Annotated in this window: 14 protein-coding genes; 13 read left to right on the top strand and 1 reads right to left on the bottom strand. The window is 47.2% G+C overall.

Annotated features, from left to right (window positions below; translation table 11 throughout):
• Positions 1-5: 5 nt before the first annotated feature.
• From lepB to SD53_RS04090, 12 genes are all read left to right on the top strand, one after another.
• On the top strand, positions 6-929 hold the full coding sequence (lepB, locus tag SD53_RS04035; RefSeq protein WP_046518942.1) for a signal peptidase I: 924 nt from the start codon (positions 6-8) through the stop codon (positions 927-929).
• The gene (gene rnc, locus SD53_RS04040) at positions 929-1,603 is read left to right on the top strand and encodes a ribonuclease III (RefSeq protein ID WP_046518943.1); all 675 of its coding nucleotides are present in this window, start codon (positions 929-931) and stop codon (positions 1,601-1,603) included. The genes lepB and rnc overlap by 1 nt, the downstream gene beginning before the upstream one ends.
• Positions 1,593-2,489 (top strand): GTPase Era, encoded by an 897-nt coding sequence (gene era / locus SD53_RS04045; RefSeq protein ID WP_046518944.1) that lies wholly within the window; start codon positions 1,593-1,595, stop codon positions 2,487-2,489. Before rnc ends, era begins: the two co-directional genes overlap by 11 nt.
• Before the next feature lies 1 nt (position 2,490).
• Positions 2,491-3,171 carry a DNA repair protein RecO gene (gene recO, locus SD53_RS04050; protein ID WP_046518945.1) on the top strand — a complete coding sequence of 227 codons (681 nt, stop codon included), beginning with the start codon at positions 2,491-2,493 and terminating at the stop codon, positions 3,169-3,171.
• Between the two features lie 2 nt (positions 3,172-3,173).
• Entirely contained in the window at positions 3,174-3,905 is a 732-nt protein-coding gene (pdxJ, locus tag SD53_RS04055; protein WP_046518946.1) for a pyridoxine 5'-phosphate synthase, read from the top strand.
• Entirely contained in the window at positions 3,905-4,282 is a 378-nt protein-coding gene (gene acpS, locus SD53_RS04060; protein WP_046518947.1) for a holo-ACP synthase, read from the top strand. Before pdxJ ends, acpS begins: the two co-directional genes overlap by 1 nt.
• Positions 4,283-4,421: 139 nt before the next feature.
• Complete coding sequence (locus tag SD53_RS04065; RefSeq protein ID WP_046518948.1) at positions 4,422-4,658, top strand: hypothetical protein; 237 nt, start codon at positions 4,422-4,424, stop codon at positions 4,656-4,658.
• 64 nt (positions 4,659-4,722) lie between these two features.
• Entirely contained in the window at positions 4,723-5,511 is a 789-nt protein-coding gene (locus SD53_RS04070) for an SAM-dependent methyltransferase (protein ID WP_046518949.1), read from the top strand.
• Between the two features lies 1 nt (position 5,512).
• Positions 5,513-6,049 carry a GNAT family N-acetyltransferase gene (locus SD53_RS04075; protein ID WP_046518950.1) on the top strand — a complete coding sequence of 179 codons (537 nt, stop codon included), beginning with the start codon at positions 5,513-5,515 and terminating at the stop codon, positions 6,047-6,049.
• A gap of 128 nt (positions 6,050-6,177) precedes the next feature.
• Entirely contained in the window at positions 6,178-6,453 is a 276-nt protein-coding gene (locus SD53_RS04080; RefSeq protein ID WP_046518951.1) for a hypothetical protein, read from the top strand.
• A gap of 80 nt (positions 6,454-6,533) precedes the next feature.
• Positions 6,534-8,204, top strand: a complete 1,671-nt coding sequence (locus SD53_RS04085; RefSeq protein WP_125060978.1) for a GGDEF domain-containing protein — start codon at positions 6,534-6,536, stop codon at positions 8,202-8,204.
• A gap of 70 nt (positions 8,205-8,274) precedes the next feature.
• A complete protein-coding gene (locus SD53_RS04090; RefSeq protein ID WP_046518953.1) occupies positions 8,275-8,946 on the top strand; it encodes a hypothetical protein in 672 nt (223 codons plus the stop codon).
• Here the strand turns inward: SD53_RS04090 and barA are convergent.
• Positions 8,943-11,717, bottom strand: coding sequence for a two-component sensor histidine kinase BarA (barA, locus tag SD53_RS04095; protein WP_046518954.1), 2,775 nt, complete (start codon positions 11,715-11,717; stop codon positions 8,943-8,945). The two genes, SD53_RS04090 and barA, sit on opposite strands and share 4 nt — an antisense overlap.
• A gap of 86 nt (positions 11,718-11,803) precedes the next feature.
• Here barA and rlmD point away from each other — a divergent pair, with 86 nt between their 5' ends.
• Positions 11,804-13,144: a 23S rRNA (uracil(1939)-C(5))-methyltransferase RlmD gene (gene rlmD / locus SD53_RS04100; protein ID WP_046518955.1), complete on the top strand. Its 1,341-nt coding sequence runs from the start codon at positions 11,804-11,806 to the stop codon at positions 13,142-13,144.
• Positions 13,145-13,147: the final 3 nt, after the last annotated feature.

Genomic DNA, 13,147 nt, shown 5'->3' on the forward strand with positions numbered 1-13,147 from the left:
TAGTTATGGCAGGTTATTTTGCAATTTTCCTCGTAGTATTGACCTTAGCCAGTGGTTTAATCTGGCTGATCGACGTACTGGTATTTGCGCCTAAGCGCAAAGTTAAAGTTGCGACCGCTCAGGCTGCTGCAGCCGGCGGCCTGCCGTTAAGTGCTATAGAAGAACTGGAAAAACCTTCTTATCTGGCTGAGACTGCCAAAGAAATTTTCCCGCTGATTCTGGCGATCACCATCATCCGTTCGTTTTTGTACGAGCCGTTTCAGATCCCATCGGGTTCGATGATGCCTACCTTATTGGTCGGTGACTTTATTCTGGTGGAGAAGTTTTCCTACGATGTGAAAGACCCAGTCTGGCGTAAGCCGCTGATCACCACAGGCCGGCCAGAACGTGGGGACGTGATCGTATTTAAATACCCGGAGCAGCCTACAGTCGACTTTATCAAGCGCACTGTCGGTTTGCCGGGCGATCGTATTATTTACAAAAACAAGCAGTTATTTATTCAGCCAGCCTGTACAGCGGCAGATAAAAGCACTTGTCCTGGTTTAGAAGCCGTACCTTTAACTTTGCAGGCGGAAGGCGAATTTATGGATGGTGAATTGCCAACCAAACGCTATTCAGAGCAATTTGGTGAGCACAAACACGACATTTTGCAGCATCCGTTTAAATCAGAACAACTGATGCAGTATTACAAACAGCCGGGTACCGCCATCGAAGAGTTTATTGTGCCTGAAGGCCATTATTTTGCTTTAGGTGACAACCGTGATAACAGCCGTGACAGCCGTTTCTGGGGTTTTGTGCCTGAAGAAAATCTGGTCGGCAAAGCGGTGTTTATCTGGATGAGTTTTGAATTTAGTGACGACCCGGACAACTGGTTACCTTCCTGGGTTCCGGTCGGTGTGCGTTTTGAACGTTTAGGCAAAATTAATTAATGCAAAAACCTGTCAGCGGCCTGATGAAAAAGCTGGGGTACCAGTTTCAGCAGGTCGCGCTACTCGAACAAGCCCTAACTCACCGCAGTTGTAAAGGTGAGCATAATGAGCGACTGGAATTTCTCGGCGACGCCCTGCTCAGCATGGTGATTGCAGAAGCCCTGTACAAGCATTTCCCTAAGGCCCGCGAGGGTGATTTAACCCGCATGCGTTCTTCGTTGGTGAAGGGCATTACTCTGGCCGAAATAGCCAAAGAACTCGAGCTGGCGCAGTACCTGCGCCTGGGGCCGGGTGAAATGAAAAGCGGTGGTTTACGCCGTGAATCTATTCAGGCTGACGCCGTAGAAGCTATTTTAGGTGCTATCTTTTTAGACTCTGGTATTGATGCTTGCAAAGAGCGTATTTTAAGCTGGTTTGGTAGTCGTTTAACCGACATCCAGCCTGGCGTACAAAAAGACAGTAAAACCCAGTTGCAGGAATACCTGCAGGGACGTCGCCTGCCTTTGCCTCTGTATGAAGTGATCGATACGCAAGGCGATGACCACGATCAGGTGTTTACTGTGCGTTGTACTGTGCAGGGCAGAGCCCCTGTAATCGCGTCTGGCAACTCCAGACGTAAAGCTGAACAGGATTCAGCCCGAATGTTGTTGGAACAGATAAAAAATGACCACTGAGACTTTTGCCGGACTGGTAGCTATTGTTGGCCGTCCAAACGTGGGTAAATCCACTTTATTAAATCAGCTGATTGGTCAGAAGGTTAGTATTACTTCGCGTAAACCCCAGACGACTCGCCACCGTATAGTGGGCATAGACACTCAGGATAATTACCAAACGGTTTATGTCGACACGCCCGGCCTGCATATCGAAGAAAAACGTGCTATCAACCGTCTGATGAATAAAGCCGCCGCCAGCACTATCCTGGATGTAGAGCTGATTATTTTTGTGGTGGAAGGGACGCGCTGGACAGACGACGACCAGATGGTGTTAAACCGTCTGATCGCGGCAAAAAAACCAGTGCTGCTGGTGGTGAATAAAGTCGATTTATACAAAGACAAAGAAGAGCTGTTACCGCATTTACAGTGGCTCAGCAGCCAGCTCGACTTTATGCAAATTGTGCCTTTGTCGGCAGAAAAGGGCACCAATGTGCAGGAACTGCGGGCCTTAGTGCAAAAGCAGTTACCGCCTTGTGAATTCTTTTTCCCTGAAGAATATGTCACGGATCGCAGCAGCCGTTTTATGGCGTCTGAAATAGTCCGCGAAAAGCTGATGCGTTTTTTAGGCGACGAATTGCCTTATGCAGTCACGGTAGAAATTGAACGCTTTAAATGGGAAGAAAAACACTACCATATCGCCGCTTTGGTGTTGGTGGAACGAGACACCCAAAAGCAGATGGTGATAGGGAAAAAAGGCGAACGTATTAAAACCATCGCCACTGAAGCCCGTAAAGATATGGAAACCTTGTTTGAGCAGCCGGTATTTTTGCAGGTCTGGGTGAAAGTGAAATCCGGTTGGGCCGATGACGAGCGAGCACTTCGCAGCTTAGGTTACGGCGAAGACTAAAATGGATCATCGCAGCTGGCCAGCTTTTATTCTGCACAGCCGCGCTTTTAAGGAACAGCAGTTGTTGGTGCAATTGCTGTTGCCTGAACTGGGCCGGGTCAGCGCTGTGATGCGTAAATCCAGCAGTAAAAAACAACAACGTTTATCGCTACAGCCTTTCCAGTTACTGCAACTGGAGCTGCTGGGCCGCTCTGAATTAAAAACCGTCAGTAAAGCCGAAGAAGTGGGTCCCGCCTTTTTACTGCAAGGCGAAAAGTTATTTGGTGCCATGTACTTAAACGAGCTGATTTGTCGGTTATGGCCGGAAAACGTTGGCTCGGATCTGTTATTCGACTTGTACCAACAGACGTTGCAGCAATTAGTGATGACAGAGCTTGAGCCTTGTTTACGTAAGTTTGAATTTTCCCTGCTGACTGAGTTAGGTCAGCCGGTGGACTGGCACTACGATTCAGCAGGCGAAGTTTTACAGGACGGCGCTTTGTACCAATGGTGGCCCGAGCAGGGCTGGCAAATCGCTGGCAAAGGCTGGAAGGGTGAGCTGCTTAAAGCCATAGGCCAACAGCAGTGGCAACACCACGAAGTACTAAAAACCGCCAAGCAGTTAAGCCGTGTATTATTAGCACCTTTGCTCGGCACTAAACCTTTGACCAGCAGAGCATTATTTCAATCGATCAGGAATTAGTTATGAGCGCCATTTATTTAGGTATCAATATCGATCACGTTGCCACTTTACGTCAGGCCCGTGGCACGTATTACCCTGAACCTGTGCATGCGGCTTTATTGGCTGAACAATTTGGTGCCGATGGCATTACAGTGCATTTACGGGAAGACCGTCGTCATATTCAGGACCGCGATTTATTTCTGTTGCGCCAAACCATAGCCACCCGATTAAATTTTGAAATGGCGGTAACGGAAGAAATGTTAGGTATAGCCGCTCAGCTCAAACCTGAATTTTGCTGTTTAGTGCCGGAAAAACGCCAGGAATTAACCACTGAAGGCGGTTTAGAGGTGGCAGGCCAGTTCGATAAAATTCAGGATGCGGTGCAGCGTCTGCAACAGGATAATATTTTAGTCTCGTTGTTTATTGATGCGGACGAAAACCAAATAGCAGCAGCGGCTAAAGCTGGTGCGCCTTATATTGAAATTCATACTGGCCAGTACGCAGAAGCGACCGATCCAAAAAAACAAAAAGCAGAGCTGAAGCGTATTACCGAAGCCGCTGCTTATGCCGCTTCATTGGGCTTAACAGTCAATGCCGGTCATGGCTTGCATTACCATAATGTGCAGCCGATAGCCGCCATTCCTCAAATGTACGAGCTGAATATTGGCCATGCGATCGTAGCCCGCGCCATTTTCTCTGGTTTAGGCCCGGCGGTCGCTGAAATGAAACGCCTGATGGTGGAGGCGCGCCGTTAATGGCCATTGTTGGTTTAGGTACCGACATTATTGAAATAGCGCGTATAGAGCAAAGTCTGGCGCGCTCTCCCCGTTTAGTACAACGAGTGCTGACAGAATCTGAGCAGCAAATTCTAGCGGCTCATGGCCAGCCCGCCCGATACTTCGCCAAACGTTTTGCCGCTAAAGAAGCAGCAGCTAAAGCTCTTGGCACTGGCATAGGCCGGGGTATTTCCTTCCAACATTTTACCGTTAGCAACGACCCATCCGGTCGTCCTCAACTTGAACTCACAGGTCCGGCTAAAGAGCTGGCTGATTCCATGCAAGTACGTTGTGTCTGGCTCTCCATCAGCGACGAGCAGGCTTATGCCTGTGCTACTGTGATTCTCGAGTCCTGAGTTTCGCTTTTAGTTTTCTTGGTAGTACTAGTCAACACCTTAAAATAAACTGTAGTATCGGGGCAGGCGCAGCTGTATTTGCCTGAACTGGCTTAGCTATTTAAGCCATGTAATGATCTTATTTATTAAGGAAAATCAAATGTCTACAGTGATTAGCTTATTGGAGAAAATGGGCCAGGACGCCAGTTTACGTTATGCCGATAAAAAAACGGTAACAGAGCAGTTAGACCCGGCTTTAGCTGCTGCTATTCTGGCTGGTGACCAACGCCAGCTTGAAGCTATGCTCGGTGCAAAGAACAAGATTGTATGTATGATTTATGCAGCGGAAGAAGATGAAGAGCAGGATAACCTGACTGTTTTAGCTAAGGCTGTTTAATCAGAATAAATAATTGCTACCTTAGGGCAGCTTTTAGCAAAAAAATTGGCTGTAGGTGAAGTAAATGCAAAAAGGTAGTTTGGTCTGTGTAGGCACAGGTATGACTTTGGGTTCTCATATCAGTCCTTTGTCCCGCAGTTATATAGAACAAGCCGATGTAGTTTTTGTATTGGTCGCAGATGGTACTACTGAGTTGTGGATCCAGGGTATGAATGCTGATGTTCGAAGCCTGCAGCCTTATTATTCTGAAGGCCAGTCCAGGATGATCACCTATAAACAAATGGTGGCGGCTATGCTGGCGGAAGTGCATGCAGGCAAAAAAGTCTGTGGTGCTTTTTATGGTCATCCCGGAGTTTTTGCCTGGGTACCGCATCAGGCTATTAAAGAAGCTAAAGCACAAGGTTATCAGGCTCATATGGAGCCAGGCATTTCAGCTGAGGACTGCTTATATGCGGACTTGGGCTTAGACCCAGGCACTTATGGTTGCCAGCATTATGAAGCCAGTAACCTGATGTTTTATCAGCGCACTATAGATACAGCGGCTTATTTAATTTTATGGCAACCAGGGGTCGCAGGTGATAAGTCGCTGGCGAAATTCAGCACAGGCAGTGCTTATCGAGAGATTTTGGTTGAGCTGTTAAGCCAATGGTATCCGTTGGATCATCAGGTGATTTTATACGAAGCCGTGACTTTGCCTATTCAACAGCCCCGCATTGAACAGATTGCTTTGTCTGATTTACCCAAAGCGCAGATGGATTTAAAAACTACTCTGGTGATTCCTCCAGCTACAGTAGCTAAAGCCAATCAGGTAATTCTGGATAAGTTAAAAACTCTGGTGACACAGGAAGGTTAATATGGCTCAGGACTGGCAGCAGGCAGCAAAAGCAGAAAATTTTGTGATCAGCAGCTCACGTTTGTTGATCCGGCCTTTGGCTGAACAGGACCTGCAACTGTATCTGGACTTATATACCAATACTGCGTCTATGGCTTTTGTTGGTGAGCCTTTGCTGCCTGAAAAAGCCAAACATAGCTTTCAGATAGCCTTAGGTCTTAATGCCAACACGCCTTTTAAACGATTATTTCTGACCATTGTTGCGTACGGACAAAGCGCAGGCTTATGTGCTATCAATCAATGGAACAGTGAAACTGCAGAAGTTGAAGTGGGTATTATGTTATTGCGCCCCTTGCATGGTAAGGGCTATGCAAAGGAAGCTTTGGCCGCACTCATTCAGCGGGTACAACATCAATTTCACGGTGCAGTGATCAAAGGTGATTTAGATCCTAAAAATAAAGCCGCAGTGCAGCTGGTCGTAAAAACCGGTTTTCAACCTGATTTAATCTGCCCCAGAACCTACTGGGTGAAACATAATGACGCTTTAATGTCATTCTGATAAAAACTTCAATCAAGAACTGTTTTTGTTAGCTTGTGCTTTTAATTTTATCGCTTTAAAGTGGATTTGCGTGAGCCCTTCTGGTATCAGGCTTAGATTGGTGCTTTGTTTGCAGTTTGGGGGTTGTTATGTCAAAAATCATCAGTTTGTTAGAGAAGATGGGCCAGAATGCTGAGTTTCGTTATGCCAACGCTGAGCAGTTAGCAACCTTAATGACGGACACGGATCCTGCGTTAATTGATGCAGTCATTGCGGGCGATCAAGCTCGTCTTGAGCATTTGTTAGGAGCCAGGACTAACGTAGTGTGTGGACTTCACCCTGCAGAAGAGCCGGAAGAAGAACCTCAGGATGAGCCTGAAGATCAGCCTGAAAAAGAGGTTAATTCTGTCCTGAAGGTTGGTTAGTTTTGCTCGTCATTTTTGGCGATACAAGAAGATACAGTCGGCAGATATTCTGGCTGCCTGTATTTTTATTTGCGTTTATCTTGCCAACTTATCTGCAGGCGTCAGTAGAGCAGTTAACTCATCTCGATAAAATCAAGAGTTCAAAATTTGCAGAGTTCAGTGAAGGTATTGATGTTTTAGCGAAAAGCGGAACGCACTTATCACCTTTCGAAGCGGACTACCTGCAATTACTCAAGGCATATAAGCTCAGTTACCTTGGCGATATAGATCAAGCGCTATTGATATTACAGCCATTGACTGCAAACTCAGATCCGGCCATCTCTTTTCGGGCTAAAGCTTTATCAATTAATAGTCTTATTATTATCAGAAGGTATCTCGACGCATTTTTGTATTTTGAACAGTTGATCAATCAATTGCCCCAAGTACACCAGCCTATAGCCAGAGAGCATGGTTTAAGAGTCATAGCTATGATGTATACCATGATTGAGCGTTATGACTTATCTGTTTCTTATCTGGACCAGCTTATAGCAGAGAACCCCAGTGAAAATTCAGTATGTGCAGCTTATCAACTGCGACTTGAAGCCTGGTATTCCAGTGATCAGACAGAGTTGTTGAAGCGTGAGATAGACTCAGGTATCCAATACTGTGAAGACCATAATGAGCCTCTGTGGAGGCAACTTATTATGGTGACCAAGGCAAAATTATTATTTAAAGAAGGACTTTATGAGCAGAGTAAGCAGCTTTTACTTAAAGAACATAAAAAAGCTGCGGATACTAAATATCTGCGCTTAATCACAGAGTTCAATTATTTGTTGGCTGAGAGCTTCTTAATGCTGGGTGAGTTGGATAAGGCCAAAGCATACGCCAATCTGGTTGTCGCTGAGGCAGCGTCTTTTAAAAACTACTTTCCACTAGTCCACTCCTATCAGGTTTTGTATCGTGCCGCTAAACAAGAAAAAGACTACCAGCAGGCACTTGGTTATCATGAACAGTATACTGCTGCGTTCACAGCTTTTATGGATGATAAGTCGGCCCAACAGATGGCCTACCATACGGCCCACTCAGAGATTTTGGCGCAGAGTCAAAAAATTGCCTTACTGGACAAAGACAATCAACTGTTGCAGTACGAGCAAACCACACTGAAACATCAGGCTACCTTGAATAAACTATTGATTATTGGTTTAGCTGTGTTGGTGTTAGGTTTTGCTGTGATGACCTATCGAAGTTTTATTGCCCGCCAGCGTTTTAAAGCTTTAGCAGAGTATGATGATTTAACCGCTATCAGCAACAGATACCACTTTTCCACTTCAGCCAAAGGGGCTTTGGCTTTGTGTGAAAAAGGTCAGTTACCCGCGGCTCTTATTGTGTTTGACCTGGACCATTTTAAACAGATTAATGATCAGCATGGCCATGCTGCAGGCGATTGGGCTTTGCGCCAGACCGTGGATACCTGCCGTAATTTCATGCGCAATAACGATGTGTTTGGCCGTATTGGTGGCGAAGAGTTTGCCATCTTATTACCAGGTTGTCAGAGCGATAAAGCGCATTTACTGGCGGAGATCTGCCGGGATGCGATCAGTAATATTGATACCGCAGCTTCGGGTTATGACTTTAAATTAAGCGCCAGCTTTGGTGTCACGTCGGCAGAACTATCGGGTTATCACTTAACCAAACTGATTGAAGATGCCGATACCGCTATGTATCAGGCTAAACAACAAGGCCGGAATAAGGTCCAATTCTTTCAGGGCTGATTGCTCAGCCCTGTTGAATTTTTAACTGGTTTTGCTGTCAGACACTCCGGTTGATCATCGGAGTTCCGCTTTGAAAATATGGATATTTTCTATTGTTGTTCATGCCTTGTTGCTGTGGGCTCTGACTCTGGTCCTTATTCCTGTACCTGAAAAACCTGCCAGCTCTGCTGTTATTCAAACCTATAGCTATACAGCAGTTCGTGAAAAGCCAATTAGTGAGTCGCAGGTTGCCGCAGCGCCGGTTCGTCACAATGACACAGCAAAGCCTGTTGTTCAGAGTACCGAAAAACGCTCTTCTGCCAGTCGTAAAGCCAGCAAATCCGCGAAGGTGAGTCGATCTGAACAAGGGGTTGTAAGCGCTGATCCGGTCGTCAATTCACAGCCGATGGCTACAGCACCAGCTCCGGCTAAACAAAATAGCTCCTTAGCAGAGCGCGCTTTAGCTGCTGTCTCTGCTAACACCTCAGAGCCGATAAGACAACGCCACGACCAATCTGAGCTTGTGATCAGCTCCGGTAGCAGTGTAGAGGGAGAGCTTGCTCCTGCCATGTTAAAAACAGTAAAAACCTATGCAGATGGCTCAGAACTGGTCAAAGGGGTGCATGGCTGCTGGAAAATTCCGCCTGTGGAATCCCGCACAGGGGCAACCTGGATGACAACCAGTACCCCTTGTGAAACCGACACTACAGCAGAGCAAATCAACGATATTTTGCAGAAACGCCGCACTTACGCTAATGATTAGCCTGATACTTGGGTTGGTACTGGCTCTGTCAGCAGTGGCGGCCAGTTTTTGGCATCCTGCAATAAAGCGTGGATCCTGTCTTGCAGTTCAAACAACTCAGGCTCCAGTTGTTCGGTTTTTTTACCTTTTTTCAGTTCAGTTTCAATCAGTTCTGTCAGTTGTTTCAGGACGGGCAGTCCGGTATAACAACTAGCACCATGCAGTTTATGGATATGTTGCAGCAGTTGTTCCGCGTCCTGTTGTTGCATCGCCTGCTGAATAAGCTGCAGGCTGTCGGGTAAAGACTGCACCAGCATCCATAACATTTCTTTGGCTAAATCCAGTTTGCCGCCCGCTCTTTGTAAAGCCAGAGTCCAATCCAGTTGTTTGCTTTGTGGTAGCTGATTTTCGCTGACAGAGGCTGCTAAAGCCTGTTGGAAATCAGGGCAACATTCGCGCAAGGTGTAATGCAGCAGTTTTTCATCCAAAGGTTTGGTTAAAAACTCACAAAAACCTAAGGCTAAAAGTCGCTCGCGTTCACCCTCTAACGCATGTGCGGTCACAGCAATAATAGGCGTGGCCTCGTTCAGCGAACTCTGCTGAATACGCTGACAGGCCTGAATACCGTCCATCACAGGCATATTAATATCCATAAAAATCAGATCGTAATGCTGCTGGTTGGCCTTTTGCCAGGCCTCGGCCCCGTTACGGGCTGAATCGACCTGTTCCACCATTTCACTCAGCAAGGTGTTGATCAGCTTTAAGTTGGCCTCGTTATCATCCACCGACAATACCCGTAGACGAGCTTTGGGTTTGTCCTGTAAGGGGTTTTGCTCAGGGAAATCCAAATAAGGCTGCGCCAAAGTCATTGCCAGTTTGCGGTAATGCGCAGGTTTGGATAACACTGCTTTGGCACCAGAGGCCTGCAGCACTTCCCGTAAGTTAGGCGACAGGGTATTGACCAGCAAATACAACTGTTCGCTGTGCAATTGCAGTTGCTGCAGTAGTTCGATCACCTGATTCACCTGATTCAGTGAAATAGAGCGGCCAATCAGCGCCATATCAATCTGAGGTTGCAACGCCAGCGTTTGGTTCAACTGGCTCATATTGCTACAACTGATAATGTTCAGTCCCCACTGATCCAATTGAGCCAGCATGGCTTCGCGGGAATACTGCTGGGGTTCAAAATACAAAATCGTTTTGTGTTTCAACTCTGCCAAAGGCAAGGGTTCAGCGATGGACAAATGATGGCGTTTGCACAGCAAGGTAAACCAGAAGGTTGAACCTTCACCCGCTTTACTGTCAAAGCCAATTTTACCGCCCATGGCTGTGACCAGACGCTGTGAAATCACTAAACCTAAGCCTGTGCCACCATAACGGCGGCCAATACTGTTGTCAGCCTGACTAAAACCGCCGAACAAACTTTTTTGCTGCTCTTCAGAAATACCTATGCCGGTATCCTGCACCGAAAAACGCAGTTGCCATTGCTCATCTGGCATAGGCCGGCCGCTAACGCGGATCACTACACTGCCTTGTTCAGTGAATTTAATCGCATTACCGGCAATATTGGTCAGGATCTGATTAATCCGCATCGGGTCGGCAATTAAATCGTCAGGACAACTGTTGTCGATTAATAAAACCAGTTCCAGTTGTTTATCAAAAGCGTTCGACGCCAATAACTCCACTGCGTCGTGCAGTAAATCACGTAACGAAAATGGCTCAGGGTTAATCGGCATCCGGCCTTCCTCCAGCCTGGCGTAGTCCAATACGTCGTTGACCAGACTGAGTAAGCTATTGGCCGACTTTTGAATAGTGGCCAGATAATCCTGCTGGTTATGAGTCAGGTTGGTTTTGAGGAGCTGCCGGGCAAAACCGATAACGGCATTCAGCGGTGTACGTAATTCGTGGGACATTTTAGCGAGGAAGTCAGATTTGCTGCGGTTATCTTCCATCGCTTTTTTGCGCGACAGATCCAGCTCAATGTTTTGCATTTCCAGCTGTTCCATACTTTGTTGCAAGTCGCTGGTGGCCTGCTCAATACTTTGCTGCATCTCTTCGTCATGGCTTTTCAGCGCAGTGGCCAGCGCATTGATCCCGGCACGCAATTGCTCTAATTCACCTAAAAAAGGCTGTTGGAGCTGGCTTTGATACTGGCCTTCCCTTAACTGATCGATCACATCGCCCATCTGCTGCAAAGGATGGCTGACCTTCTTAATCAGGCGCAAACTAAAGTACACACAGGCCGCCAGCCCAAGTAAAATAATCAGCAGGCTGCTCAGCAGTGAGGTTTGCTGCGCCAGCATCACTTTGTCTTTTGCCACTTGCACCGAGATATAGCCCAAGGGTTGGTCAGCCGGTGCTGCGCTAAAGTCGGCCTGCTCAGGCAGGATAGGCGTGCGGATCACCAGCCAGTTGCCCAGGTCCGTAATAGTACTTTGCTGTGGAATGGCCGTGTCGGGCTGATACTTCAGCATGGCAAAGTCTTTGTGATAGTTGGTGGTGACAAAAAGCTCGTGGTCGGCATTAAAAATAGCGATACTTTTCACCAGCGCTGAGTTCTTTCTGTGGCTGACATCCAGCAAACGTTTGACGTCTTGTCTGCTGTTATGTAACAAGGCATGCTCACTGGCTATCGCCAAAGGGACGGCAATGTTTTCCGCCTGTTCTTCCAGATACTGAGCCAAATCATGATAGCGGGCATAGCTAAAATAACCCCCAAGGCATAAACTGACCAGCAGGGTCGGCACCAGGGTGGTCAATAAGACCCAATCTCTTAAACCAATTTTCGTCATCTGTCGCGCTGCTTGATAGAATAGTCCGGAGCGAATTGATAATGACACAAGGCTTACAAAAAGCCCACCACAGGTACTAAGTCCAGATGGTCAAAATTTATCAGGCTGCCAAAGGCACCAGAGATAAACCTCAACAGTTAAAGCAAATCGAAGTACAGATCGAACGTCTGGATCACGAAGCTCAGGGCATAGGCTTTGAGCAAAAGCGTATAGTTTTTGTCAGCGGCGCTTTGCCCGGCGAACGGGTCAAAGTACAACTGACTGAACAAAAAGACAAATCGGCCAAAGGTAAGGTGGTCAAAGTACTACAGGCCTCGCCGCTGCGTCAGACTCCGGCCTGCAAACATTTTGCTGACTGCGGTGGTTGTCAGTTGCAGTATTTATCGGCAGAACATCAACTGGAGCTGAAGCAACAAGGTGTGGATCAATTAATCCGCCATCAGACGGGTTTAACTTCATTGCCCTGGCAAACCCCGCTAAAAAGTGCGGGCGAAGGCTACAGGCGTAAAGCCCGTATTGGTGTTTGGTTTGATAAAAAAACGCAGCAATTTACTGTAGGTTTTCGCAAAGCCAACGACAAAGTTATTACCTCTGTTGAGCACTGTCTGGTGCTAAGCCCCGCTTTAGCCCGGATTTTTAATGTGCTGCAGCAGCAACTGCCAACACTGCAGCAAGGCGCTGCTATTACTCATGTTGAAGCGCTGGACGCTGATGGTCAGGTGTATTTCATAGTGCGGCATATCAAAGCTTTGCCACTGTCCGATCAACAAGCTTTGATTAAGGCTTGGCCCGAAGCGGTATGGATAGGTGAAGCAGAACCTGAACTTTATCAGTATTGGCAAGTCGGAACTGCAGAACCCAGCTATGCTTTGCCAGCTTTGGGTTTAACATTGCAGTTCTCTGCCGCTGATTTTATTCAGGTCAATCAGAGTATGAATCAGCAAATGGTGCAACAGGCACTGGATTGGCTCAATCCGCAACCTGATGAGCACGTATTGGAGTTGTATTGTGGTATAGGGAATTTTAGTCTGGCGTTGGCGCAACGCGCCAAATCGGTGCATGGTCTGGAAGGCGTCACTGCTATGGTGCAACGAGCGCAGGCCAATGCAGCACTCAATGACCTGAGCAACCTGAGTTTTAGTCAGGCCGACCTGCATTTAGCCTGGCCTAAAGCCGACTGGAATCAGCCAAAGTACCAAAAAGTACTGCTCGACCCGGCCCGTGCTGGGGCTGTGGGGGCAATAGCGCAAATAGCGGGCTTAAGTCCGGCACAGATATTGTACGTATCTTGTAATTCGCTTACTTTTGCCCAGGATGCAAAAGTTTTACTGGCTTGTGGCTATCAGCTGGATAAAATCAGTGCGATGGATATGTTTCCACAAACCAGCCATCTGGAGTTGATGGCGTTGTTTCACAGGAGAAAGTAACGA

Source organism: Rheinheimera mesophila (assembly GCF_000986865.1).
In the GTDB taxonomy this organism is placed as follows: domain Bacteria; phylum Pseudomonadota; class Gammaproteobacteria; order Enterobacterales; family Alteromonadaceae; genus Pararheinheimera; species Pararheinheimera mesophila.